We start from the raw sequence: 22,979 nt of genomic DNA on the forward strand, positions 1-22,979 counted from the left end.
CCGGCCACGCTGGATCAATTCAACAGCTGCGTGGCATCCAGCAGGATCATCGGCTGGGCCGTGACCCGGGCCACGCCGCGGAACAGGTCGTTGGAGATCTGGCAGATCCGCGCCGTATCGGGCGGTTCGATCTGCGAATCGGTGAGGTTGGCCACGTCTTCCACGGCCGATACGCGCAGGCCCATGGTCTCGCCGTCCTCTTCCAGCACCACGATGCGGGTGTTGGCGTCGTCGCTGGCGGGACCGGTGCCCAGGTGGATGCCCAGGTCCATCACCGGCACCACCTGGCCGCGCAGGTTCATGATGCCCAGCATCGCCGACGGGGTGCCGCGCAGCGGCAGCAGCGGTACCGGCAGCACCACCTCCTGCACCTTCAGCAGTTCCAGCGCGTAGGCCTGGGGGCCGCAGCGCAGGCGCAGCCAGCGCGAGGTGCGCTCGGCGGCGCGGCGATCGCCGCGGGGGCTGGAGGCCGGGTTGCGGGCCTGGGCCTGCAGCTCCTGCCAGCTGCTGGGGCGGCCGGAGGGGGCGGGAACGGGAGCGGGTGCCACCGGGCGCGGTGCTGCCACGGGTGGGGGCGGCGGCGGTGCAGTGCGGGCGACCGGTGCCGGGACAGCGGCCGGGACCGGTGCGCGCACGGGCGCCGCCACGGCCACCGGCACAGTGTCGTGGAGCGCTTCCGCTGGCAGATCGTCCCAACTGGGGCGCGAGGCGTCCGGCGTCGCGGCCACCTCGACCGGGCCCAGGGCCGGGTCGTTGAGCAGTTCATCCAGCAGGGCAAGATGGGCCGGCGCACCCGGCGAGGTGGGCGTATCAAACGCCGCCGCCGGAGCAGCAGCCTCCACCACGGGACCCAGTGCCGGGTCGTTCATCAGTTCGTCCAGCAACGCCATGGCGGCCGGTGCGCCCGGTGAGGTCGGGGTATCGAAGGCGGGTGCGCCGTTGGCATCTTCCGCGTCGGCGATCGCCACGGCGGTCACCGGCACGGCATCGCCGAGCAGTTCCTCGAGATAGTCGTCGAGTACGCCGGTGCTGTTCATGCCGCGCGCTCCATCTGCAGCGCGTCGTCGGCGAGGATCCATTCCAGCGCACGCCGGTAAGCGGCCAGGCCACGGCCCGGGTACTCGTCGGAGGTCGCCGGCACGGTCAGGCTGGCGGCGTTGCAGATGCGCGTGTCCACCGGAATGGCGTCTTCCCACACGCGGTGGCCGTGGCGGTCCTGCATCTGCTTGACGGTTTCGTTGCCGGCGCGGGTGCGGCGGTCGAACAGGGTCGGCAGGATCGACATCGGCAGCGGGCGGCGGCGCGAACGCTCGACCATCTCGCCGGTCCGTACCATGCCATCCAGGCCGTGCAGGGCCAGCGGCTCGGCCTGGGTCGGAATGATCAGGCGGTCGGCCGCGGCAAGTGCGTTGATCATCAGCAGGCCCAGCGTGGGCGCGCAGTCGAGCAGGATGTAGTCGTGCTGGCCCTGGTGGCGGGTCATCGCGTGCTGCAGGGCCAGGCCCAGGCCGGGCTGGTTGGCGCTGCGCCGTTCGAGCGTAGCCAGCGCGGCCTGCGCGCAGATGAAGTCCAGGCCGGGCACCTGGCTGTGGTGGGCCAGGCTGCCCAGTTCCGCAGGCGGGGTGCCGAACAGCTCCAGCACGCCGGCCGGCGGCGGATCCAGCGGCACGCCGAAGGCGCGGGTCAGCGAGGAGTGCGGATCGAGGTCGATCAGCAGCACGCGGTGGCCCAGGGCGGCCAGGCCGCGGCCGAGCGCGAGGGTGGTGGTGGTCTTGCCCACGCCGCCCTTCTGGTTGGCGATTGCCCAGATACGCATCGGCTTACTCCTTCATTGCAGGGGGAACGGCGGCGCCAACGCGGCTGCCGGCCGGCACCGGTGGCAGCTGCACCGGGGCGAGGGGGGAAACAGGGGAGGGCGTGGCCGGGGCCGGCGCGGTGCCGGTTTCGGCGGTGAGCTGCGGGCCCAGCGGGTCCGTGCCCTGCGCGGTGTCGGCCAGGATGATGACCATCACCCGGCGGTTGCGGTTGCGGCCCTGTGCGCTGGTGTTGTCTTCGCGCGGGCGGAACTGGCCATAGCCGACCATCGCCAGCCGCGCCGGCTGCACGCCCTGGTCGGCGAACAGGTGCACCACGCTGGCCGCACGCGCGGCCGACAGTTCCCAGTTGGACGGGAACAGCGCGGTGGCGATCGGCACATCATCGGTGTGGCCTTCCACGCGCACGCCGTTGGGCGCGTCGTGCAACACCTGGGCCAGCGAAGACAGGGTGTCGCGTGCGTGGACGTCGAGCGTGGCCGAGCCGGTGGTGAACAGGATGTCGCTGTTGATCTCCACTTCGATCCACAGCTCGGTGCGGCGCACGGTGATCATGCCGCGGTCGATCAGCGGTGCCAGCGTGGCGGTGAGGCGGTCGGCGATGCTGTTGAGCTGGCGCTCTGCGGCCTGCAGCTGTTGCTGGTTGTGCACCGACACCGGCATGCGCATCTGCGAGGCCATCGCCGGCAGCAGGGTGGGGTCGTTGCTGGGCGACGGTGCCGACGGGCCAACGCGGTTGCCCGCCTTGATCACCGAGGGGCTGTCCCAGCCGCCGCCCTGCACCTGCTGGTTGCCGACCTGCACCGGGTTGATGGTGCGCGGCGCGCCACCGAAGGCGGTGGTCAGGGCGTCGGCCATGACCCGGTACTTGCCTTCGTTGAGCGAGGAGATTGCGTACATGACCACGAAGAAGGCAAGCAGCAGCGTCATGAGGTCGGCGTAGGGAATCGCCCAGGCCTCATGGTTGGCATGCTCTTCGTGGGCTTTGCGGCGGGCCATGTCAGTGCAGGAACCCCGACAGGTTGGTCTCGATGTTGCGCGGGTTCTCGCCCTGGGCAATCGAGATCAGGCCTTCGATGATCATTTCGCGGTCGCGGCTGTTGTGGTGGATCACGCTCTTGAGCTTGGCCGACACCGGCAGGAACAACAGGTTGGCCGAGGCGATGCCGTAGATGGTGGCGGTAAACGCAGCGGCGATGCCATGGCCGAGCTTGCTCGGGTCGGCCAGGTTCTTCATCACCGCGATCAGGCCGAGCACGGCGCCGATGATGCCCAGCGTGGGCGCGTAGATGCCCATGCCTTCGAACACCTTGGAGGCGGCCAGGTCCTGGCTTTCCTGGCTGCCCAGTTCGATTTCCATCATGTGCCGGATGGTTTCCGGCTCCACGCCGTCCACCAGCAGCTGCAGGCCCTTGCGCAGGAACGGGTCGTCCTGGGCGTCGACCTGGGCTTCCAGGCCGAGCAGGCCTTGGCGGCGGGCGATGTTGCTCCATTCCACGATCTGGCGGATCAGCTCGGCACGGTCGCTGGCTGGCGGGCGCACGACCCAGCGCACGATCCTGAAGGCGTGCTTGAACACAGCGGGCGAGGTGTGCAGCAGGATGGCGGCCAGCGTGCCGACGATGACGATCACGAAGGCGGCAGGGGACCACAGCGACGCCAGCCCGGCACCCTTGAGGATGCTGCCGCCGACCAGCGAGGCCAGGGCGAGGAAAAGTCCAATGAGGCTGAGTCTGTCCATTTGTCCGATATCGGCTTGCGGCTGGGGGACTTGAATTGCAGGGCTATCGGCGGTTCAGCCACGCATTTCAATCGTGCGGGGTGCGCAGGCCGTCCACGTCGAGGATGAGGGACATGCGGCCGTCGCCGATCAGGGTGGCGCCGGCATAGCCACGCAGGCCGCGCAGGGCCTTGGGCAGCGGCTTGATCACCACTTCCTCGCGGCCACGCACCTGGTCCACCACCAGCCCGAAGCGGGCTTCGCCGGCCTGCAGCACCACGATGGTGAGCAGGGGCGAGGGTGCCGGATCCACATCCAGCCAGTGGCGCAGGTCCACCAGCGGCAGGGTGTGGGTCCTGCGGTCGAGCACGGCGCGGCCGTCGAACCAGCCCAGCGAGGTGTTCGGCGCGTGCAGCACTTCCATCACGCGTGCCAGCGGCAGTGCGTAGACGTCCTCGCCGGCCTGCACCAGCAGGGTCGGCAGGATCGCCAGGGTGAGCGGCACGCGGATCATGAAGCGGCTGCCACGGCCCAGTTCGGACTGGATCTGGATCTGGCCGCTGAGCTCGCGGATGCGCGACTGCACCACGTCCATGCCGACGCCACGACCGGAGATATCGGTGACTTCCTGCTTGGTCGAGAAGCCGGGCAGGAACACCAGGTGCAGGCATTCCTCGCTGGTCAGGCGGGCGGCGGCTTCGGGATCGATCAGGCCCTTTTCGCGGGCCTTGGCGCGCAGGCGCTCGGGGTCGATGCCGGCGCCGTCGTCCTGCACTTCAATGCTGACGTAGTCGCCTTCCTGCTGCGCGGACAGGCGTACGTTGCCGCTGCGGGTCTTGCCCTGGGCTTCGCGCAGCTCGGGCATTTCAATGCCGTGGTCGATCGCGTTGCGCACCAGGTGCACCAGCGGGTCGGCCAGGGCTTCGACCAGGTTGCGGTCCAGTTCGGTTTCCGCACCGATCAGTTCCAGCTCCACTTCCTTCTTCAGGTTGCGGGCCACGTCGCGGGCGACCTTGGGGAAGCGCGAGAACACCTTGCCCACCGGCTGCATGCGGGTGCGCATCACCGCCGACTGCAGGCGCGCGGTGGCGATATCCAGCGTGGACACGGCGCGGTCCAGTTCTTCGTCGTGCAGGCGCGCACGCAAGGTCTTGAGCCGGTTGCGCGACAGCACCAGTTCGCCGATCAGGTTGACGATGGCATCCAGGCGCTTGGTATCCACGCGCACGGTGTGTTCGGCTTCGGCCACCGGCTTGTTGGCGGCCGGCTTGGCCGGGGCCGGGGCGGCGACCGGGCGCGGCGCGATGGCCGGGGCGGGGGCCGCTGCGGCCACGCTCTGCGCGCCGGGAGCGGCGCCGCCATGCAGCTGGTCGAGCAGGGCTTCGAATTCGTCTTCGCCGATCAGGCCATCGTCTTTCTTTTTCGCCACGGCAGTGGGAGCCGCGCCGCCGTGCAGGGTATCCAGCAGGGCTTCGAACTCATCGTCGGTGATCAGGTCGCCGCTGGAGGCGGTTGCCGTCGCGACCGGTGCCGGCGTGGCCGGTCCGTTGACGTCGAACTGCGCGATCAGTTCCGGCGGGGCATAGCCCGGCTCGGTGCCGGCGGCCACCGAATCCAGCATCGACTGCAGGTAATCCAGCGATTGCTGGCCGGCGTCGAAGTGGTGGGCCTGCAGCACGGCCTGGCCTGAGCGGGCCATGCCAAGGGTTTCTTCGGCGGCGTGGCACAGCTCGACCATGGCCTGGATGCCCAGGAAGCCGGCACCGCCCTTGAGCGTGTGGAAACCGCGGAACACCGCGTTGAGCTGGTCGCTGTCCTGGGGCGACTGCTCCAGCGACACCAGCTGTTCGCCGAGGCGATCCAGGATCTCCTGGGCCTCGAGGATGAAGTCTGCAGCAATGTCGTCTGGAACAGCACTCATGGTTTCAAAGCCCCAAATCGGAAAGCAGGTCGTCGGCGTCGACCTGTGACACCTGATGGCGGTCCAGGCCGCTCACGGCCGGACCGGCCAGGCCGTTGTCGCGCTTGTGGGCGCTGTCGTCCGGCGGCGGCAGGCCGAGCGCGCCGAAGCCTTCGTGCACGCGGCGCACGATGCCCACCACGCGGCGGATGATCTGCCCGGTGAGATCCTGGTAGCTCTGGGTGAGCGCGATCTCGGTGAGGTTGTGGCGGATGCGGTCCAGCTGCTGGTCCTGGTCCGGGCTCAGCCCGTTGGCACGCAGCTGCTCGGTGAGCGCGCGGCATTCCTCGGCCAGGTCCAGGGTGCGGTGGGTGGCCTGTTCGGTCATCGCCACCACGTGGTCCAGGCGCGCGCAGGCATCGTCCAGCTCGCCGGCTTCGCTGGGCAGGGTGGGCAGTTCGCCCAGCGCCTGGCCCAGTTCGCGGGCAAGGCGGTTCAGCCCGGCCATCATCGGCTGGGTGCGCAGCGCGGCCAGGGCGTCGATTTCCCGGCGCCAGCCCGCTTCGTCGCCGCTTTCCAGCGCAGCCAGGGCATCCTGCAGGCGCTGCACCAGCGCCGATTTGTCGCGAAGGGTTTCCATCACGCGCTGGCCGCCAGGCGCTCGAAGATCTTGCCGAGCTTTTCTTCCAGGGTCTGGGCGGTGAACGGCTTGATGATGTAGCCGTTCACGCCGGACTGGGCGGCTTCAATGATCTGCTCGCGCTTGGCTTCGGCGGTGACCATCAGCACCGGCAGGGTCTTGAGCTTGGCGTCGGCGCGGATCGCCTTGAGCAGGTCGATACCGGTCATGACCGGCATGTTCCAGTCGGTGACCACGAAATCGAACGACTGGCTCTGCAGCAGGGCCAGCGCAGCATGCCCGTCCTCGGCTTCGGCCGTATTGGTGAAGCCCAGATCGCCCAGCAGGTTCTTGACGATACGACGCATGGTCGAGAAGTCGTCGACGATCAGGATACGCATGTTCTTGTTCAAAGCACTTTCCTCGGTATCAAGTGTTCTCGAGGCCGGCGTCGGCCGCCTCGAAGATCTTCAGTCGGCCACGCAGGCGCAGCACTGCCTGGCCATGGATCTGGCAGACGCGCGACTCGCTGACGCCGAGCACCGCGCCGATCTCTTTCAGGTTCAGTTCCTGCTCGTAGTACAGCGACAGCACCAGCTGTTCGCGTTCGGGCAGCAGGCCGATCGCATTGCCCAGCTCGCGGCCGAACTCGCCGCGCTCCAGCACCTGCTGCGGGGTCGGGCCGCCCTGGGCGACGGTATCCAGCTCGCCCTGGTCTTCGATCCGCGATTCCAGGCTCAGCACCTGGCCACGCGCGGCGTCTTCCATCAGGCGCAGGTAGTCGGGCAGCGGCATGTCCATCGCGGCGGCCACTTCGGTGGCGCTGGCGGCGCGGCCGGTGGTCTGCTCCAGCCGGCGGATGGTGGAGGCGGCGTCGCGGGCACGGCGGTGCACCGAACGCGGCACCCAGTCGCCGCGGCGGATCTCGTCGATCATCGAGCCGCGGATGCGGATCGAGGCGTAGGTTTCGAACGAGGCGCCCTGGTCGGCGTCGTAGCTGCGCGAGGCCTCGATCAGGCCCATCATGCCGGCCTGGATCAGGTCGTCGACTTCAACGCTGGCCGGCAGGCGTGCGGCCAGGTGGTGGGCGATGCGCCGGACCAGGTCCGAGTGCTGGGCAATGCACTCGTTGGCAGCGGCGCGCTGCACCTCTTTGTATTGTGCGGCGCCTTTCATGCGGTCACCCCGCGTTGCTTGAGGATGCGTTCCAGGAAGAATTCAACGCCGCCGCGCGGCTCGGTCGGGGCCTGCCAGCGGGCGGTGCGCCGGGCGATCTCGGCGATCGCCTGCGCCGACGGGCTGGACGGGTAGGCCTTCACCACCGGCTGCTGGCGCTGCACCGACAGGCGCAACCAGTCGTCCTGCGGCACGCAGCCCAGGTAGTTCAGCGACACATCGGCCAGGAACTTGTCGCAGACCCGGCTCAGCTTTTCGTAGAGCACGCGGCCCTCGTTGGGATCCCGCACCATGTTGGCGACCACCTGGATGCGGTCCACGCCACGTTCGCGCGAGAGCACCTTGATCAGCGCATAGGCGTCGGTGATCGAGGCCGGTTCGTCGCAGACCACCACTACGGTGTCCTGGGCGGCCTGGCAGAAGGTGAGCACGCCGTCGGTGATGCCGGCGGCGGTGTCGACCACCATGAAGTCCAGATCGCGTTCCAGTTCGGAGAACACGTTGACCAGGCCCACGTGTTCGGCCGGCTGCAGTTCGGCCATGTGGCGGCGGCCGGACGCGGCCGGCACCACCAGCACGCCACCCGGGCCTTCCAGGATCACTTCATCCAGCGTGCAGCGCCCGGCGACCAGGTCGGCCAGGGTCAGCTTGGGCTGCAGGCCCAGGATCACATCGATGTTGGCCAGGCCCAGGTCGGCATCCAGCAGCAGCGTGCGCTTGCCCATGTCGGCCAGCGCCACGGCCAGGTTGGCCGACACGTTGGTCTTGCCCACGCCGCCCTTGCCGCCGGTGACGGCGATGGTGCGGACCGGGCCCAGCGGCTGGCTGCGGGTGGCCGACAACGGGAAGGTCCTGGTCAGGTTTTCATACTCACGCGACGGCATGGTTCAACTCCGGGTAGCAGGGCATATCGGCCGCGCGGCGCAAATCTTCAAGGCGAAGTACAAGATTGGCTGCACTGGCCCGGTGCAGGTCTTCGGGAACGTCCTGCCCGTCGGTGACCCAGGTGATCGGCAGGCGGTGGTCGACGGCCACCGACAGGGCGGTACCGAAGCGGCCGGTCTCGTCCAGCTTGCTGAGCACCACGCCCTGCGGGTTGGCGCCGCTGAAGCGGCGGACCACCTCGTCCATGTCGCCGAAGCTGGTGTTGGCCGGCAGCACCAGCAGGGTGCGGATCTGCGGGGCGGCGCGCAGCCACTGCAGCTGGGCGGCCAGGGCGCGGTCACGCGGGCCCAGGCCGGCGGTGTCGATCAGCACCAGCTTGTAGTCCTTCAGGCGCTCCAGCAGCTGGGCCAGGTCGCTGCCACTGTTGGCTTCATGCACGGCGATGCCGAGCTGGCGGCCGAAGCCATACAGCTGTTCGCGGGCGCCGATGCGGGCGGTATCGGTGGTGACCAGGGCCACGTCGCGGGCGGCGTGGGCTTCGGCGAAGCGCGAGGCCAGCTTGGCGATGGTGGTGGTCTTGCCGGCACCGGTGGGGCCGACCAGGGCGATCACGCCGCCGGCCTCCAGCGGGTCGACCGGGGCGATCGGCAGCTTCTTCGACAGCAGCCCCAGCATCAGGCCACGGCCACGGTGGGCTTCGGTGTCCAGCGGGATCTGCAGGGCCACGTCGCGGCAGATGCCGGCGTCGAAACCGTATTCGTCCATCAGGTCCAGCGCGGCGGCACGCACCGCCGAGCCGCGCAGGCGCTCGTCGGTGAAGCGGTTCATTTCGCGCTCGATGACGGTGCGCATGCCGGCCACTTCATTGCGCAGCTGGCGCAGTTCCTCATCGTCGCGGACCAGGGTCACCGGGGCGGCAACGGCAGGCACCGGGGCGGTGATGACCTCGGCCGGCACCGTCGGTTCGTTGGCGGCCTGCAGCGACGGCTCGACCGGTGCAGCAACGGTCATGGCGGCGACCGGCGCGGCGATGGCGTCCACAACCACCGAAGCGGGAGCGGCAAACACCGCCGAATCGTCGATCTGGATGGCCGGGCTGGCCGCGGCCGGGACCACCGGCACGGTTTCCCACAGCGGAGCCGCCGGGGCCTCAAGGGGAGCCCGCTGCATCTGCTGCGCCGGCATCTGCGGCAGCTGCGGCGGGACGCTGGTGCGGCCTGCCGGAGCGTGCATCTCAAACAGCGGTGCTTCGTCCAGCGGCGGGTCGATGATGAAGCGGGCGCGGTTGGCCGGGGCCGGCGCAGCGGCGCGGACCGGTGCTTCCACTGCCACCGGTGCGGCGTCGGCGACCGGCGCAGCCACGGCGCGTTCGGCGGCGGCAGCCTGTTCAACATTGAACGGGGCGAAGATCTGTTCCGGCAGCTGGGTGGCCGGCTGCACGTTGGCGCGGGCCAGGGTGGCGGCGAAGCCGCTGCTGCCCGGCGGCGGCACGATTTCGTTGGCGCTGTCCAGGGTGCGGCCGGTGGCGCCCACGGCGGCGCGGGCGAGGGCGGCCACGGCCGAGGTGGTGGCCGCCACCGGTTCCGGCGCGGCGGCCGGTGCCTTGCGGCGGGTCACCGCGGCGATCACCGCATCGGCGGCGTTGCGCGGGCGCGGGGCCGGCGGCGGCGGCGCCACGTCCTTGCGCGCCGCTTCCAGCGCACGCTGTACCGCGCCTTCGTCATAGTTCGCCGCGGCCACGATTTCCACGCCTTCCTCGATCCGGCGATTGGACAGGATCACGGCATCCGGACCGTGTTCCTTGCGCACCAGGTTCATGGCAGAGCGCATATCGGGAGCGACGAAGCGTTTGATTTTCATGCTGTGGTACCGGGACTGGGGCGGCTGGGGGGGGGAAGGGAAGCGCTGGTTGTCGGTGGTCTGCACGGTCCGGGTTTCCCTTCTTGTCCTGCTGCGGTGATTGCGAAATGGGGGTGTCTGTTTTCTGACGCGTTGCTGTCGGAGTTCCGGCTCAGCTGATCGTGCCGACCAGCTTCAGCCGCTTGTCCTCGGGGACCTCGCTGTAGGCCAGCACGGACAGCGACGGAACGCTGTGGCGTACCAGCCGTGCCAGCGCGGCACGTACCGGACCGGGCACCAACACCACCGCGGGCTCGTTCTTCGCTTCCTGCTTGCTGACACATTCGGCCAGGCTCTGGTGCAGTCGCTCAGCGAGTCCGGGTTCCAGCGCGGCGCCGTTGCCCTGAGTGGACTCCTGCAAGACGCGTTCCAGTTGCGGGTTGAGGGTGAACACCGGCAGCTCGGCGGACATGCCGGCGATCTCCTGGACGATGAAACGGCCCAGCGCATTGCGCACGGCGGCCGTCAGAACGCCGGGGTCCTGGCTCATCGGCGCGTTCTCCACCAGCGATTCGGCGATCTTGCGCAGCTGGCGCACCGGGATGCGTTCGATCAGCAGGTTCTGCAGCACCCGCACCACCACCGACAGCGGCAATGCCTTCGGGGTGAGGTCCTCGACCAGCTTCGGCGCGCTCTTGGCCAGGTTGGCCAGCAGCTGCTGCACCTCTTCGTGGCCAAGCAGTTCCGGGGCGTGTTCGCGGATCAGGTGCGAGAGGTGGGTGGCGACCACGGTGGCCGGGTCGACCACGGTGTAGCCCATCGATTCGGCGTGGGCGCGCTGGTGCGGCTGGATCCAGGTGGCATCCAGGCCGAACGCCGGGTCCTTGCCGGCGATACCTTCCAGCGCACCGAGCGCGCTGCCCGGGTCCAGGGCCAGTTCGCGGTCGGGGTGGATTTCGGCGGTGGCCACCGGGACGCCGTGGATCAGCAGCCGGTAGGCGCTGGCGCCCAGTTCCAGGTTGTCACGGATGTGCACCGAGGGAATCAGGAAGCCGATGTCGTGGGTGAGCTTGCGGCGCACGCCCTTGATGCGCGCCATCAGTTCGCCGCCCTGGTTCTTGTCCACCAGCGGGATCAGCCGGTAGCCCACTTCCAGGCCCAGCGGATCGACCGGGCGCAGTTCGTCCCAGGTCAGTTCGGCGGTGGGCGAGGGGCTGCTGGCGCCGGGCAGGCCCAGCGCATTGGTCGGGCCCGCCGCAGGCGCGGCGGCGGCGCGCTCGGCCGCCTGGCTCTTCTGCCAGAGCTTCCAGGCGATGAAGCCGAGGATGGCGGCCAGCGTCAAGAAGGCGACGTTGGGCATGCCCGGGACCAGGCCGACCAGGCCCAGGATCGCCGCGGCGATGGTCAGTGCGCGGTGCTGTCCGAACACCTGGCCCATCATGGCCTGGGCCATGTCCTGCGAGCGCGAGGCGCGGGTGACCAGCATGGCCACGGCCGAGGACACCAGCAGTGCCGGCAGCTGCGCCACCAGGCCGTCACCGATCGACAGCAGGGTGTAGGTGGCTGCGGCTTCGCCGAACGGCATGCCGTGCTGGAGCACGCCAACCGCCAGGCCGCCGATCATGTTGATGAAAAGAATGAGGATGCCGGCGATGGCATCGCCGCGGATGAACTTGCTGGCACCGTCCATGGCGCCGTAGAAGTCGGCTTCCTCGCGGACTTCTTCACGGCGCAGCTTGGCTTCTTCACGCGTCAGCAAACCGGCGTTGAGGTCGGCGTCGATCGCCATCTGCTTGCCGGGCATGGCGTCCAGGATGAAGCGCGCGGTCACTTCGGACACGCGGCCGGCACCCTTGGTGATCACCACGAAATTGATGATGGTCAGGATCGCGAAGACCACGATGCCCACGGCGTAGTTGCCGCCGATGACGAATTCGCCGAACGCGGCGATCACCTTGCCGGCTGCTTCGTGGCCATTCTGGCCGTTGAGCAGGATCACGCGGGTGGAGGCCACGTTCAGCGCCAGCCGCAGCATGGTGGTGATCAGCAGTACGATCGGGAAGATGGTGAAATCCAGCGGGCGCTTCACGTACACCACCGCCAGCAGCACCATCAGCGAGATGGCGATGTTGAAGGTGAACAGCGCATCCAGCACCGGGGCGGCCAGCGGCACCACCACCATGGCCAGCAGGGCCAGCACGATCAGCGGGGCGCCAAGGCCCTGGCGGATCATGTCCAGGGCGCGGCGGGTGTTCATGCCGGCGGGCTGGGCGCTCATGGGCGGCCTCCCTTGCCGAACTCATCCACGTCGATGCTGGGCGCGGCCGGCATCGGTCCACCCCGCCAGGTACGCAGCTGGTAGACGTAGGACAGCACCTGGGCAACGGCCGAATACAGTCTCACGGGAATTTCCTTTCCAAGTTGACCTTCCCGATACAAGGCGCGTGCCAAAGGCGGGGCCGAGACGATGGCGACCTTGTTGCCGTCGGCCACCTGGCGGATGCGCAGGGCGGTTTCGTCCACGCCCAGGGCCACCACGGTGGGGGCGCCCATCCTGCCGCCGTCGTATTTGAGCGCCACCGCGTAGTGGGTGGGATTGACCACCACCACGTCGGCGGTAGGCACCGCTTCCATCATCCGGCGGTTGGACATCTGCTGCTGCAGCTGGCGGATGCGGCCCTTCACTTCGGGGCTGCCCTCGCTTTCCTTCATTTCCCGGCGCAGCTCTTCGCGGGTCATCTTCAGCTTGCGCATCCAGTTCCAGCGCTGGTACGGGGCGTCGATTGCGGCCAGCAGCATCATGGCCCCGCCGGTGGCCAGCATCAGTTTCAGGGTGAAGCCCAGGCCGTGGACCATGGCCGCCTCCAGCGGTTGGTGGACCAGGTCGCGCAGCCCGCGGATGCCATGCCAGACCACCAGCCCGGCGGCGGTGCCGACGAACACGATGCGCAGCAGGGATTTGGTGAATTCGCCGATGGCTTCGGCGCCATACAGGCGCTTCATGCCGGCCATCGGGCTGAGCCGGCTGAACTGCGGCATCAGCGATTTGTTCGACCAGCGCAGCCCGCCCATGGCCACAGGGGCCAGGAAGCTGGCCAGCAGGCAGACCAGCAGCAGCGGCCACAGGGCCAGCATCAGCTGCAGGAACAGGTGCCCGAAATGGTTGAACAACCCCAGCGGCTCGAAGCGCAGACCTGGTTCCGGGGTCAGGGCCAGCTTCATCCAGTCCTTGGCGCTGCTGGCCATACCCCCGGAAAACGCCATCAGCGCAAGCACCGAGGCACCGAACACGGCGGCGGTGGCCAGCTCGCGCGAACGCGGGATGTTGCCCTGTTCACGGGCGTCGCGCAGGCGTTTTTCGGTAGGTTGTTCGGTTTTTTCGCCGGCTTGTTCTTCGTCGGACATCGGGAGCAGGGGACCACGGGGATTCCCCGGGGTGGTGCAAGAAGTGTTCCATTGCGGACGACGTGCCGGGAGCAGAGCACGTGACAGGGACAGTGCTCTGGCTCGGGACCGGGATCGGGATCGGGATCGGGATGGTGACGGCGACGGGAGAGTAGGGTCGGTTCCCAAACGACCGCCGATACGGGGTCAACGTCCGGTAACGCATGACGGGAAGCGCAGAAGCGTTCCCCGACGGAGGTCATGCCGCCATCGAACGCGGGCAATCCACGTGCAGTCGATCGGGATGCGACCCTACCAGCAACAGCCCAACGGCCCGGCGCCACCGGCATCATCAATGGCATCATCCAGGTCCAACTGGCTGCTGCGGTAATCGATGTCGCCTTTCCTGTTCTGCGTTGTCCTGTTGGCCGGGCTGCTGCATGCCAGCTGGAACGCCATCGTCAAACGCGGGAGCGATACGCTGTTCACCACGATCCTGGTGACCGGCTCGGCGGCGTTGATCGCGGCGCTCTGCCTGCCTTTCGTGACCGCACCGGATCCACGCAGCTGGCCGTGGCTGGCGGCGTCGACCGTGCTGCAGGCGGGGTATTACCTGCTGGTGGCGCGTACCTACCGGGTGACCGACATGAGCGCGGCCTATCCGTTGATGCGGGGTTGCGCGCCGATCCTGGTGGCGGTGGTGGGCGGGGTCGTTCTCGGCGAGCGCCTGCCGGGATTGGCATGGGCCGGCATCGGGCTGATCTGCTTCGGTATTCTGTGCATGTCGCACGGGATCGTGCGTCGGCAGATGTGGCTGCCTCTGCTCAACGCCGGAGTGATTGCCACTTACACGCTGGTAGACGCCTTGGGGGCGCGCCAGTCCGGTTCGGCGCTGGGCTACACCTTGTGGCTGTTCCTGCTGTCGGGGCTGCCATTGCCGGTCTGGGCCCTCGCTACCCGCGCGCCGCAGCTTTTCGCCTATGCACGATCGAACTGGGGCTATGGCCTCGTCGGCGGCGTAGGTACGCTGACATCCTACGGCGTGGTGCTCTGGGTGATGACGCAGGCGCCTGTGGCGATGGTCTCGGCGCTACGCGAGACCTCGATCCTGTTTGGCGTGCTGATCTCTGCGTTGGTGTTACGCGAACGGGTCGCCCGACAACGATGGGTCGCCGCCGGATTGATCGTTGCAGGAGCGGTGGTGTTGCGCGTGTGCGGCTAATCCAGGAAATGCCCGCCCTGCGAGGCTTTGTGGTCCTGTGACACCACCATCCGTGGGCGTGGCAGGTCGTGGAGCTGCAGGAAGCGCTCGGCGTCGACCGGGCGGCCGAGCAGGTAGCCCTGCAGGAAGTCGCAGCCCAGCCGCTCCAGGTAGGAACGCTGGCCGGCGGTTTCCACGCCTTCGGCCACGATGTCCATGTCCAGCGCATGCCCCAGCGCCACGATGGCCGAGACGATCACCACGTCTTCGGAGCTGTTTTCCAGGTCGCGCACGAAGGCGTGGTCGATCTTGATCTCGGTGGCCGGCAGGCGCTTGAGATACAGCAGGCTGGAATAGCCGGTGCCGAAATCGTCGATGGAAATGCCCACGCCCAGCCGCGCCAGGGCCTGCAGCAGGCGCAGGCTGGTCTCGGTGTCGCGCATCACCGCGCTTTCGGTGATCTCCAGGACCAGCCGGCGCGGTTCCACCCGGTGCAGTTTCAGCGCGTCGCTGATCTCGCCGAGCAGGTTCGGGGAGCCGAACTGGATCGGCGACAGGTTGACCGATACCGACCAGCTGTCATGGCCGGCGTCATGCCAGCGGCGCAGCTGGCGGCAGGCTTCGTTGAGCACCCAGCGCCCGATCTCGTGGATGACCCCGCTGCGTTCGGCCAGGCGGATGAAACGATCCGGTGGAATCAGGCCATGCTCGGGGTGGTTCCAGCGGACCAGGGCCTCGGCGCCACAGACCTGGTGGGTGCTGACCCGCACCTTGGGCTGGTAGTGCAGGAACAGCTGGTTGGCCTGGATCGCGCGGCGCAGGTCGGCCAGCAGCCGGAACTGCTGTTCGGCGCTGTCGCTCATCCACTCGGCGAACACCACGAACGCGTTGCGTCCGGCCTCCTTGGCCTGGTACATCGCCGCGTCGGCATACCCCATCAACTGGCGTTCGGTGGTGGCGTGGTCGGGACAGATGGCAATGCCGATGCTGGCGGTGACCTGCAGCTCATGCCCGGGCACCAGGTTGCCGGTGCCCACGGCCTGGATGATGCGGCCGGCCAGGCTGGACACGTCCTCGTCGTTGTCGATGCCGACCACCAGCACGAACTCGTCGCCGCCCAGGCGGGCCATCACGTCGGCGGCACGCAGCAGCTGGCGGGTGCGGGTGGCCACCGCGACCAGCAGGGCGTCGCCGGTCTGGTGACCGTAGGCGTCGTTGACCTGTTTGAAGCCATCCAGGTCCATGAACATCACCGCGAAGCGCCCGCCGCGCTGTTCGGCATCCACCAGCGCCTGTTCAATGCGCTGCTGCAGCAGCAGGCGATTGGGCAGGTGGGTCAGCGGATCGTGCAGGGCGGCCTGGCTGAGCTCGGCATGCGCATCGTCCAGCGACGTGCGCAGGTGCAGGTTGCGCAACCGCAGCAGCTGCGCCTGCTGCCGCTGGTCCAGCCAGGACACCAGCAGCACCACGGCCAGGATGCCGATGGTGAGCACCATTACCAGCGCCCCCAGCCACTGGGTCTGCAGGCCGGTGCCGGCGGCGGCGCCGCACACGCTGTCAGCGGGGAACCGTGCCGCGGCCATGCCGGTGTAGTGCATGCCGACGATCGCCGCGCCCAGCACCACCGCCGGCGCCACGCGATGCTGCAGCCGGGTGTCGTTGTGGCGCAGGCGGAAGGCGACGTACAGCGCGACCCACGACGCCGCCACTGCAATGAGGAGAGAGAGGGTGAACCAGCCCGGGTGGTATTCAATGCCCGGGCGCATGAGCATGGCCGCCATGCCCAGGTAGTGCATGCTGGCGATGCCGCTGCCCATCAGCAATGCACCCAGTGCCAGGCGCGAATGCGGCAACGTGGCGCGTGAGACCAGCCAGAGCGCGAAGATCGAAGAAGCGATCGCCGCCAGCAACGATACTGCGGTCAGTTCAAGGTCGTACCCCAATGGGATGGGCAGCTTGAAGGCCAGCATGCCGATGAAGTGCATGGACCAGATTCCCAGGCCCATGGCGCAGCCACCGCCCAGCAGCCACAGCACGCTGATCCTTGGCGATGGCGCGGTGGTGACCCGATTGGCCATGTCCAGCGCGGTGAAGGACGCCATGATGGCAACCAGCAGCGAAACCACGACCAACCATGGGGTGTAGCTGCCGACGAGCATCATGACTCTCCCTGGCGTACACAGCTGCAATCTAAAAAAAGACTGGACCACGCTTCTGCGTGGACTGCTCAGGCACGTTCCCCCTGCCGTAAGCGCATGTTAACGACAGAGGAGGGGGCGAAAGCAAGCGCAAATCCGGCCAAATTTCATGCGGCCATCACGCAATCGTCACTCGTTTTGCATACGGGCGCGTACGCGCAGGGGTCGGCGCTAGCGGGTGAGGCCGTCGGCGGTCTGGAACGCGGCATCGAACAGGCGCTGCACCGGGGGACCCATTTCACCGGCAAGCACGGTCAGCAGGAACAGGCCCAGCAACAGGGCGACCGGCAGGCCCAGCTGGATCGGGTTGAGCGCGGGTGCGGCACGCGCCAGTACGCCGAAGGCCAGGTTCACCGCCAGCATGGCGACCGTGATCGGCAGCGACAGCGTCAACGCACCGCGCAGCACCTGCAGCAGGAACGTGGGCGCGGTGCTGATGAACGCATCGAGGTCGGGCAGCGATGCGCCGATCGGCACGGCCTTGTAGCTGTCCATCAGCAGTGAGATCAACGCGAGATGCCCGTTGGCGGCAAAGAACAGCAGGCCGAACAGAAGATAGAACCACTGCCCGATCACGCCCGAGGTGCCGCCGCGCATCGGATCGCTCATCTGCGCGAAGGCCAGGCCGGTGCCTTGCGAAACCAGTTCGCCGGCCATGGCACCGGCTTCGAACACCAGCCGCAGCAGGAAGCCGATGGAGATGCCGATGGCCAGTTCGCGCGCGATGCTGAGTACGGTGGCCGCGTCAAAACCGGTCCAGGCCGGGACGGGCGGCAGCATCGGCGACAGCGCGATGGCCAGTGCGCCGGACAGCATCACGCGCACCCGTGCCGGCACCGCGCGGCTGCCGACCAGCGGCATGGCCATGATCATGGCGCCGATGCGCAGCATGGTCCACAGCACGGTGCCGATCATGCCGAAGGCGTTGAGCCCGTCGGCGGCCATCTGGGTTGCCGAATCCATCGGGGGGCTATCCGATCAGGTGCGGTATGCGCTGGAACAGCAGCGTGGTGTATTCGACCAGGTGGCCGATCAGCAGGCTGCCCAGCGCGAACAACACGGCGGTGAGCGCGGCGGCCTTGGCCACGAAGGCGATGGTGGGTTCGTTGAGCTGGGTGGCGGCCTGCACCACGCCGACCACCACGCCGACGATCAGGACGGTCAACAGCAGCGGGCCGGCCACCCACAGCACGGTGATCAGGCCGCCGCGCAGTTCGGTCAGGGCAAGTTCGGGTGTCATGGCGACCTCAGACGGCGTTGAAGCTGGCGGCAAGGGTGCCGACCACCAGCACCCAGCCGTCGACCAGCACGAACAGCAGGATCTTGAAGGGCGCCGAGACCAGCATTGGCGAGAGCATCATCATGCCCATCGACATCAGCACGCTGGCCACGACCAGGTCGATGATCACGAACGGGATGAAGATCAGGAAGCCGATTTCAAAGGCGGTTTTCAGTTCGCTGGTGACGAACGAGGCGACCAGCACCGGGAACGGAATGGCATCGGGGCTGGCATAGGTGCCATGCCCGGCCATGCCGGCGAAGGTCATCAGGTCGGTTTCGCGGATCTGGGCCAGCATGAAGGCGCGCAGCGGCTGGGTAGTGAGGGTCCAGGCGGTCTGGAAGTCGATCTCGCCGTTGAGGTAGGGCGCCATGCCGCTTCCCCAGGCTTTCTGCCACACCGGCAGCATGACCATGGCGGTCAGGAACAGGGCCAGGCCCAGCAGCACCTGGTTGGAGGGGGTCTGGCCGGTACCCAGTGCCTGGCGCAGCAGGCCCAGGACGATGATGATGCGGGTGAAGGCGGTGAGCACCAGCAGCATCGACGGGATCAGGGTGATCGCGGTCATCAGCAGCAGGGTCTGCAGCGGCAGGCTGACCGGGGTGCCGCCGATCTTGCCGACATTCACGTCGGGCAGGTTGGGCACGGCGGGCGCGCCGGGCGCGGCCATGGCCAGCGCGGGCAACGCGCACAGCAGCAGGGTCAGCAGCAACGGCAGGTAACGGGTCCAGGATGCACGGGGGCCACGCATGATCATTTTTCCTTGCGCAGCCGCTGTTGCAGCAGCTGGGCGAAATTCGGCAGGTTCTTGAAATCCGGCAGGCGCGCCGGTTCCGGGGTGGGCAGCGGTTCGGGCAGGCGGTGTAGGGTGTTGATGCCGCCGGCGGTGACGCCGAGCAGCAGCTGTTCGCCATTGACATCGACGACGACGACGCGTTCCTTGGCACCCACGTTGAGGCTGGCCACCACGCGCAGGCCGTCGGCGGGCTTGAAGCCGCTGCCGGGCATGCGCTTGAGCACCCAGCCCAGGCCGACGATCAGCGCCAGCACGGCCAGCAGTGCGAGCACTGCGCCGAACATGCTGGGTGCCGCGGCGGCGTGCTGGCCGACCTTGGCCGCCGGTGCACCGGCGGCAATGAGTGCCAGGGAAATCAACGCAGTCTCCGGATCCGTTCGCTGGGGCTGACCACGTCGGTCAGGCGCACGCCGAAGCGGTCGTTGATGACCACGACTTCGCCGTGGGCGATGAGGGTGCCGTTGACGAACACGTCGAGCGATTCGCCGGCGCCGCGTTCCAGTTCCACCACCGAGCCCTGGTTGAGCTGCAGCAGGTTGCGGATGGGCAGGCGGGCGCGGCCGACTTCCAGCGACAGGGTGACCGGTACGTCGAGGATCACGTCGAGGTTCAGATCCGGGCCGCCGCTGGCCTCGTCGGAGTGCAGGGTGGTGAACTGCGCCGGTGCCGGTTCGTTGGTTTCGATGTCGTCGTTCATTGCGGGTCTTCCTGGATAACGGGAGCGCGCGGGCGGGTGCCCGGGGGATGGGTAGCGGTGATCTTCACGGCGTTCATGCCGTTGGCGACGCCGAACTGGCCGGTGAACACGGGAATGTTCTCCACGCACAGCGGCACGTGGGGAGGCAGGTCGATGGGCAGGATGTCGCCGATCTTGAGCTGGGTGAGGTCACGCAGGCTCATGCGCTTGGTGGCGAGCACGCTGGAGAGGGTGACTTCGGCGATGTTGAGCTGTTCGCGCAGCATGGTGCCCCAGCTTTCGTCGCGGTCGTTGCGGTCGCTCTGGATGCCGGCGTCGAGCAGTTCGCGGATCGGTTCGAGCATCGAGTACGGCAACGTGACGTGGATGTCGCCGCCACCGCCGTCGAGTTCGACATGCAGGCGGCAGACCACGACGTATTCGCGGGGGGTGACGATGTTGGCGAAGTGGGGGTTGATTTCGGAGTTGATGTATTCGAGTTCGACATCCATCACCGGGGCCCAGGCTTCGCGCAGGTCGGCGAAGGTCTGCTTGAGCAGGAGGTGGATGACGCGCATTTCGGTGGCGGTGAACTCGCGGCCTTCGATGCGGGTGGGGTAGCGCCCGTCGCCGCCGAAGAAGTTGTCGACGATGGCGAACACGAGGGTCGGTTCGAAGACGATCAGGCCGGTGCCGCGCAGGGGCTTGAAGCGGATCAGGTTGAGGTTGGTCGGTACATACAGGGAGTGCATGTAGTCGTTGAACTTGATCAGTTCGATGCCGCGCACGGACAGTTCGGCGGAGCGGCGGATCAGGTTGAACAGGCCGATGCGCCAGAGGCGGGCGAAGCGCTCGTTGACCATTTCCAGGGTCGGCATGCGCCCCCGGATGATGCGGTCCTGGCTGGCAAAATCGTAGTTGCGCGCTTCGCCGGGGGCGATGGCGTCGACTTCGGTTTCGACGGCGCCGGAATCGACGCCATGCAGCAGGGCATCGATTTCGTCCTGGGAAAGCAGGTCATTCATGGGATGCCCTTACTGGGTGACGAAGCTGGTGAACAGCAGTTCGTCGACGCCCTTGCTGCCGGTTTCGGCTTTGAGCAGTTTCTGCACTTCGGCCAGGGAGTCGGCCTGCAGGCGTTCTTTGCCGGCGCGGTCGGCGATCTGGGCCGGTTCGACCTGGGAGAACAGCATGAGCAGCTTGGCGCGGATGGCGGGGGCGTGAAGCTTGATGGCTTCAAGGGCGGCCGGGTCGCGGGTCATGAGCTGGACTTCGACCTGGAGGTAGCGGGGGCCGTCGAAGCTGCTGCTGAGGTTGACGACGAACGGGGGTTCAAGACCGAAGTACTGGGCGGGGGCGGGCACGGCCGATTTGGCGGTGGCGGCTTTGGCGGGGGTCTTCTCGTCGTGGGACTGGGTGAAGTACCACACGCCGCCACCGGCGGCGCCAGCGGCGACGACGGCGATCAGGGCGGTGACGAGGAGGGGGCTGCGCGGCTTGGCGGCCTTGTCCTTGTCGGTGGATTTCTTGGTTTTGTCAGCGGCTGCGGCCACGAGGGGAAGCTCCATAGGATTGCTTCCTGGCTACATGCAAAGGGCGTGCCGTAATGCGCCGGTGTTTCGTTGTCGGGAATTTGACGTTTCAACGGCAACGGTAACGGCAACGGCAACGGCAACGGCAACGGCAACGGCAACGGCGTGGGCTGTGCTCTGTCTGTGGCTTGGCGGGTCGGTGCCGGTTTGCGGGGGACGCCGTGAACCCATCCCTGGGGGCTTGGTCGCGGCATCCATGCCGCTCACACCCCCGCAAACCGGCCCCGACCCACCTATGACAGTGTGTCATTCACGGAAGGCAAGAGCGGTAGGGCCCGACCGTTGGTCGGGTCGCTTTATGCGTACGCGTCGACCAATCCGCGCTGGCGCATCAATTGCGATGGGGAAATCGTTGTTTCGATCATTGCCGGATCTCCGTCTCCGGTTCCGTGGCCTGCCTGGCCGCCGTTTGCCTTGCCGTCCTGCGCGGTCTGCTGGTGGCCAACGTCGGCATTGCCCAGCTGGAATCCGTGGTCGTTCAGCATTTCACGCAGGCGCGGGATGCTGGATTCGAGGGCGTGGCGGACGTCGGCGTGGGCGCTGCTGAAGCTGGCGTGGACCTTGTCGCCGTCCATCTGGAGGCGGACTTCGATCTGGCCGAGGTCGTGGGGGGTGACTTTGATGGTGGCGTGGCCGATTTTCTGGTCGGCCAGCCAGCCGATGCGGGCGCTCATGGCGTCGTCGAAGTCGTCGCCGCCGACGTGCGGGGTGGCGGTGGGGTCGCCCTGGAACGGGGTGCTGGCGGTGGCGGCGGCCTTGAGTTCGGCGGCGGCGTGCAGGGCGTGCAGGAGCGGGGTGGTGGGGGCGTCGGTGTCGCTGCCGGCGTTGGCGATGGCGTCTTTCAGCGAATCGGGCAGGGCGACGTCTTCAGTGACCTGGGCGTCGGCCGGCAGGGCGATGGGCGCGGCGCTGTTGGCAGTGGCGGCGGGGGCGACGCCGGGCAGCGTGGGTGCGGGCAGTGCGCTGGTGGGGGTGGTGGGCGCGGTGGGGAGTGCCGGGTCGGCCTTGGCCAGGGCGGTGTCGGCATTGGCGGCCGGGGCGGCCATGACGCTGACGGCTTCGACGCCGGCCAAGGCCAGGCCGGCGAGGCCGAGCGGCGGCCATGGAGCGGCGTCGGCGTCGTCGGTGGCGTCGCTGGCGGTCGGCTTGTCGCTGGCGGCAGTGGTGGGCGCGGCGGCCGGGTCGGTGGCCTCGGCTGGCGCGTCCGCGCCGGGGCGGCCGGGGGCGTCGCCCGTGCTGCTGCCGCCGGCGTCGGCGGTCGTGGGTTTGTCTCTGCTGGCCTTGGCGGGCGCGTCTTTAGGGCCGCCGTCGGCTTTCAGCAGGGCGTCAAAGTCCCGACGGTCGCTGCCGCCGCTGGCGGTGTTGCGCGCGCTGGGGCTGGTGGGGGTGGCGCTGCTGCTGGCGGTGGGGCCGGCGCTGCTGCCGAGCAGGCTGGGGGGCATCACGGGGTGTCTCCGCTGTCGGTGTCTTCGGCGCGGGCCAGGCGGCTGCGGCGGGCGCCGAGGTCGTCCATTTCGCGCTGGTCGCGGCGGTCGACCAGGACTTTTTCCTGGGCGCGGTAGCTGGCGGCGAGCTGTTCGAGCACGGCTTTGTCGCGGCTGGCCAGGATCAGGCGGGCGCGTTCGGCTTCGACCTTTTCGCGGTTGCTGTCGACGGTCTGGCGCTGCTGGGCGACGGCGGTGTCGAGGCGGTCGAGGAAGGCGCGGCGGTTGAGCAGCTGGGCCGGGCTGGTGGCGGCCATCTGTGCGTTCGCGTACTCCTCGGCATAGCGCCGCAGCTCTTCCAGGCGTGAGAGGTGGGTGTCGAGCACGCGCTGGCGTTCGGCGAGGTCGCGGGCGACTTCGTCTTCGTGGTCCTGGGCCCGCTTGAGCAGGGGATCGATGCGCTTGGATTGCATGGG

The 22,979-nt window shown here is 68.2% G+C and carries 23 protein-coding genes; 1 reads left to right on the top strand and 22 read right to left on the bottom strand.

Going from position 1 to position 22,979, the window contains the following annotated elements:
* Positions 1-14: 14 nt before the first annotated feature.
* The 12 genes from V9K91_RS14085 to flhB form a co-directional block, all read right to left on the bottom strand.
* Complete coding sequence (locus V9K91_RS14085; protein WP_184123716.1) at positions 15-1,037, bottom strand: chemotaxis protein CheW; 1,023 nt, start codon at positions 1,035-1,037, stop codon at positions 15-17.
* On the bottom strand, positions 1,034-1,816 hold the full coding sequence (locus tag V9K91_RS14090) for a ParA family protein (protein WP_068851622.1): 783 nt from the start codon (positions 1,814-1,816) through the stop codon (positions 1,034-1,036). The genes V9K91_RS14085 and V9K91_RS14090 overlap by 4 nt, the downstream gene beginning before the upstream one ends.
* A gap of 4 nt (positions 1,817-1,820) precedes the next feature.
* Positions 1,821-2,813 carry a flagellar motor protein MotD gene (gene motD, locus V9K91_RS14095; protein WP_068851625.1) on the bottom strand — a complete coding sequence of 331 codons (993 nt, stop codon included), beginning with the start codon at positions 2,811-2,813 and terminating at the stop codon, positions 1,821-1,823.
* Position 2,814: 1 nt separating this feature from the next.
* Positions 2,815-3,555 carry a flagellar motor protein gene (locus V9K91_RS14100; protein ID WP_184123714.1) on the bottom strand — a complete coding sequence of 247 codons (741 nt, stop codon included), beginning with the start codon at positions 3,553-3,555 and terminating at the stop codon, positions 2,815-2,817.
* A 67-nt stretch (positions 3,556-3,622) separates the two neighbouring features.
* Positions 3,623-5,455, bottom strand: a complete 1,833-nt coding sequence (locus V9K91_RS14105) for a chemotaxis protein CheA (protein WP_249834239.1) — start codon at positions 5,453-5,455, stop codon at positions 3,623-3,625.
* 4 nt (positions 5,456-5,459) lie between these two features.
* Positions 5,460-6,074, bottom strand: a complete 615-nt coding sequence (locus tag V9K91_RS14110; protein WP_068851634.1) for a protein phosphatase CheZ — start codon at positions 6,072-6,074, stop codon at positions 5,460-5,462.
* Entirely contained in the window at positions 6,074-6,466 is a 393-nt protein-coding gene (gene cheY, locus V9K91_RS14115) for a chemotaxis response regulator CheY (protein ID WP_068851637.1), read from the bottom strand. Before cheY ends, V9K91_RS14110 begins: the two co-directional genes overlap by 1 nt.
* 16 nt (positions 6,467-6,482) lie before the next feature.
* Entirely contained in the window at positions 6,483-7,229 is a 747-nt protein-coding gene (locus V9K91_RS14120) for an RNA polymerase sigma factor FliA (RefSeq protein ID WP_068851640.1), read from the bottom strand.
* Positions 7,226-8,113 carry a MinD/ParA family protein gene (locus V9K91_RS14125; protein WP_068851643.1) on the bottom strand — a complete coding sequence of 296 codons (888 nt, stop codon included), beginning with the start codon at positions 8,111-8,113 and terminating at the stop codon, positions 7,226-7,228. Before V9K91_RS14125 ends, V9K91_RS14120 begins: the two co-directional genes overlap by 4 nt.
* Positions 8,100-9,974 (bottom strand): AAA family ATPase, encoded by a 1,875-nt coding sequence (locus V9K91_RS14130; RefSeq protein ID WP_336443430.1) that lies wholly within the window; start codon positions 9,972-9,974, stop codon positions 8,100-8,102. The genes V9K91_RS14125 and V9K91_RS14130 overlap by 14 nt, the downstream gene beginning before the upstream one ends.
* 151 nt (positions 9,975-10,125) lie before the next feature.
* Positions 10,126-12,210 carry a flagellar biosynthesis protein FlhA gene (gene flhA, locus V9K91_RS14135; RefSeq protein WP_179197396.1) on the bottom strand — a complete coding sequence of 695 codons (2,085 nt, stop codon included), beginning with the start codon at positions 12,208-12,210 and terminating at the stop codon, positions 10,126-10,128.
* Between the two features lie 17 nt (positions 12,211-12,227).
* Positions 12,228-13,358: a flagellar biosynthesis protein FlhB gene (flhB, locus tag V9K91_RS14140; protein WP_320458620.1), complete on the bottom strand. Its 1,131-nt coding sequence runs from the start codon at positions 13,356-13,358 to the stop codon at positions 12,228-12,230.
* Positions 13,359-13,731: 373 nt separating this feature from the next.
* Here flhB and V9K91_RS14145 point away from each other — a divergent pair, with 373 nt between their 5' ends.
* Positions 13,732-14,559: a DMT family transporter gene (locus tag V9K91_RS14145; RefSeq protein ID WP_336443431.1), complete on the top strand. Its 828-nt coding sequence runs from the start codon at positions 13,732-13,734 to the stop codon at positions 14,557-14,559.
* Here V9K91_RS14145 and V9K91_RS14150 read toward each other — a convergent pair.
* The 10 genes from V9K91_RS14150 to fliJ all read right to left on the bottom strand — a co-directional run bounded on the left by V9K91_RS14150 (position 14,556) and on the right by fliJ (position 22,976).
* Positions 14,556-16,697, bottom strand: a complete 2,142-nt coding sequence (locus V9K91_RS14150) for an EAL domain-containing protein (protein ID WP_336443432.1) — start codon at positions 16,695-16,697, stop codon at positions 14,556-14,558. The two genes, V9K91_RS14145 and V9K91_RS14150, sit on opposite strands and share 4 nt — an antisense overlap.
* 210 nt (positions 16,698-16,907) lie before the next feature.
* Positions 16,908-17,699, bottom strand: a complete 792-nt coding sequence (fliR, locus tag V9K91_RS14155) for a flagellar biosynthetic protein FliR (RefSeq protein WP_217537454.1) — start codon at positions 17,697-17,699, stop codon at positions 16,908-16,910.
* A 7-nt stretch (positions 17,700-17,706) separates the two neighbouring features.
* Positions 17,707-17,976 (bottom strand): flagellar biosynthetic protein FliQ, encoded by a 270-nt coding sequence (locus V9K91_RS14160; protein ID WP_017356083.1) that lies wholly within the window; start codon positions 17,974-17,976, stop codon positions 17,707-17,709.
* 7 nt (positions 17,977-17,983) lie between these two features.
* Positions 17,984-18,772: a flagellar type III secretion system pore protein FliP gene (gene fliP / locus V9K91_RS14165; RefSeq protein WP_249834242.1), complete on the bottom strand. Its 789-nt coding sequence runs from the start codon at positions 18,770-18,772 to the stop codon at positions 17,984-17,986.
* On the bottom strand, positions 18,769-19,170 hold the full coding sequence (fliO, locus tag V9K91_RS14170; protein WP_210132465.1) for a flagellar biosynthetic protein FliO: 402 nt from the start codon (positions 19,168-19,170) through the stop codon (positions 18,769-18,771). The genes fliP and fliO overlap by 4 nt, the downstream gene beginning before the upstream one ends.
* Positions 19,167-19,508 (bottom strand): flagellar motor switch protein FliN, encoded by a 342-nt coding sequence (gene fliN / locus V9K91_RS14175; RefSeq protein ID WP_336443433.1) that lies wholly within the window; start codon positions 19,506-19,508, stop codon positions 19,167-19,169. Before fliN ends, fliO begins: the two co-directional genes overlap by 4 nt.
* On the bottom strand, positions 19,505-20,512 hold the full coding sequence (fliM, locus tag V9K91_RS14180) for a flagellar motor switch protein FliM (protein WP_068851665.1): 1,008 nt from the start codon (positions 20,510-20,512) through the stop codon (positions 19,505-19,507). Before fliM ends, fliN begins: the two co-directional genes overlap by 4 nt.
* 9 nt (positions 20,513-20,521) lie before the next feature.
* Positions 20,522-21,055: a flagellar basal body-associated FliL family protein gene (locus V9K91_RS14185; RefSeq protein ID WP_176472652.1), complete on the bottom strand. Its 534-nt coding sequence runs from the start codon at positions 21,053-21,055 to the stop codon at positions 20,522-20,524.
* 320 nt (positions 21,056-21,375) lie between these two features.
* Positions 21,376-22,521 (bottom strand): flagellar hook-length control protein FliK, encoded by a 1,146-nt coding sequence (locus tag V9K91_RS14190; protein ID WP_336443478.1) that lies wholly within the window; start codon positions 22,519-22,521, stop codon positions 21,376-21,378.
* On the bottom strand, positions 22,521-22,976 hold the full coding sequence (gene fliJ / locus V9K91_RS14195) for a flagellar export protein FliJ (RefSeq protein WP_068851672.1): 456 nt from the start codon (positions 22,974-22,976) through the stop codon (positions 22,521-22,523). Before fliJ ends, V9K91_RS14190 begins: the two co-directional genes overlap by 1 nt.
* Between the last annotated feature and the right edge of the window lie 3 nt (positions 22,977-22,979).

The organism is Stenotrophomonas sp. CCNWLW57 (assembly GCF_037203925.1).
Taxonomy (GTDB): domain Bacteria; phylum Pseudomonadota; class Gammaproteobacteria; order Xanthomonadales; family Xanthomonadaceae; genus Stenotrophomonas; species Stenotrophomonas rhizophila_A.

Coding starts and splice junctions, on each gene's coding strand:
- V9K91_RS14085 (WP_184123716.1), bottom strand. CDS start 1,037: ATGAACAGCACCGGCGTACTCGACGACTATCTCGAGGAACTGCTCGGC.
- V9K91_RS14090 (WP_068851622.1), bottom strand. CDS start 1,816: ATGCGTATCTGGGCAATCGCCAACCAGAAGGGCGGCGTGGGCAAGACC.
- motD (WP_068851625.1), bottom strand. CDS start 2,813: ATGGCCCGCCGCAAAGCCCACGAAGAGCATGCCAACCATGAGGCCTGG.
- V9K91_RS14100 (WP_184123714.1), bottom strand. CDS start 3,555: ATGGACAGACTCAGCCTCATTGGACTTTTCCTCGCCCTGGCCTCGCTG.
- V9K91_RS14105 (WP_249834239.1), bottom strand. CDS start 5,455: ATGAGTGCTGTTCCAGACGACATTGCTGCAGACTTCATCCTCGAGGCC.
- V9K91_RS14110 (WP_068851634.1), bottom strand. CDS start 6,074: ATGGAAACCCTTCGCGACAAATCGGCGCTGGTGCAGCGCCTGCAGGAT.
- V9K91_RS14120 (WP_068851640.1), bottom strand. CDS start 7,229: ATGAAAGGCGCCGCACAATACAAAGAGGTGCAGCGCGCCGCTGCCAAC.
- V9K91_RS14125 (WP_068851643.1), bottom strand. CDS start 8,113: ATGCCGTCGCGTGAGTATGAAAACCTGACCAGGACCTTCCCGTTGTCG.
- V9K91_RS14130 (WP_336443430.1), bottom strand. CDS start 9,974: ATGAAAATCAAACGCTTCGTCGCTCCCGATATGCGCTCTGCCATGAAC.
- flhA (WP_179197396.1), bottom strand. CDS start 12,210: ATGAACACCCGCCGCGCCCTGGACATGATCCGCCAGGGCCTTGGCGCC.
- flhB (WP_320458620.1), bottom strand. CDS start 13,358: ATGTCCGACGAAGAACAAGCCGGCGAAAAAACCGAACAACCTACCGAA.
- V9K91_RS14145 (WP_336443431.1), top strand. CDS start 13,732: ATGTCGCCTTTCCTGTTCTGCGTTGTCCTGTTGGCCGGGCTGCTGCAT.
- V9K91_RS14150 (WP_336443432.1), bottom strand. CDS start 16,697: ATGCTCGTCGGCAGCTACACCCCATGGTTGGTCGTGGTTTCGCTGCTG.
- fliR (WP_217537454.1), bottom strand. CDS start 17,699: ATGGATTCGGCAACCCAGATGGCCGCCGACGGGCTCAACGCCTTCGGC.
- V9K91_RS14160 (WP_017356083.1), bottom strand. CDS start 17,976: ATGACACCCGAACTTGCCCTGACCGAACTGCGCGGCGGCCTGATCACC.
- fliP (WP_249834242.1), bottom strand. CDS start 18,772: ATGATCATGCGTGGCCCCCGTGCATCCTGGACCCGTTACCTGCCGTTG.
- fliN (WP_336443433.1), bottom strand. CDS start 19,508: ATGAACGACGACATCGAAACCAACGAACCGGCACCGGCGCAGTTCACC.
- fliM (WP_068851665.1), bottom strand. CDS start 20,512: ATGAATGACCTGCTTTCCCAGGACGAAATCGATGCCCTGCTGCATGGC.
- V9K91_RS14185 (WP_176472652.1), bottom strand. CDS start 21,055: ATGGAGCTTCCCCTCGTGGCCGCAGCCGCTGACAAAACCAAGAAATCC.
- V9K91_RS14190 (WP_336443478.1), bottom strand. CDS start 22,521: ATGCCCCCCAGCCTGCTCGGCAGCAGCGCCGGCCCCACCGCCAGCAGC.
- fliJ (WP_068851672.1), bottom strand. CDS start 22,976: ATGCAATCCAAGCGCATCGATCCCCTGCTCAAGCGGGCCCAGGACCAC.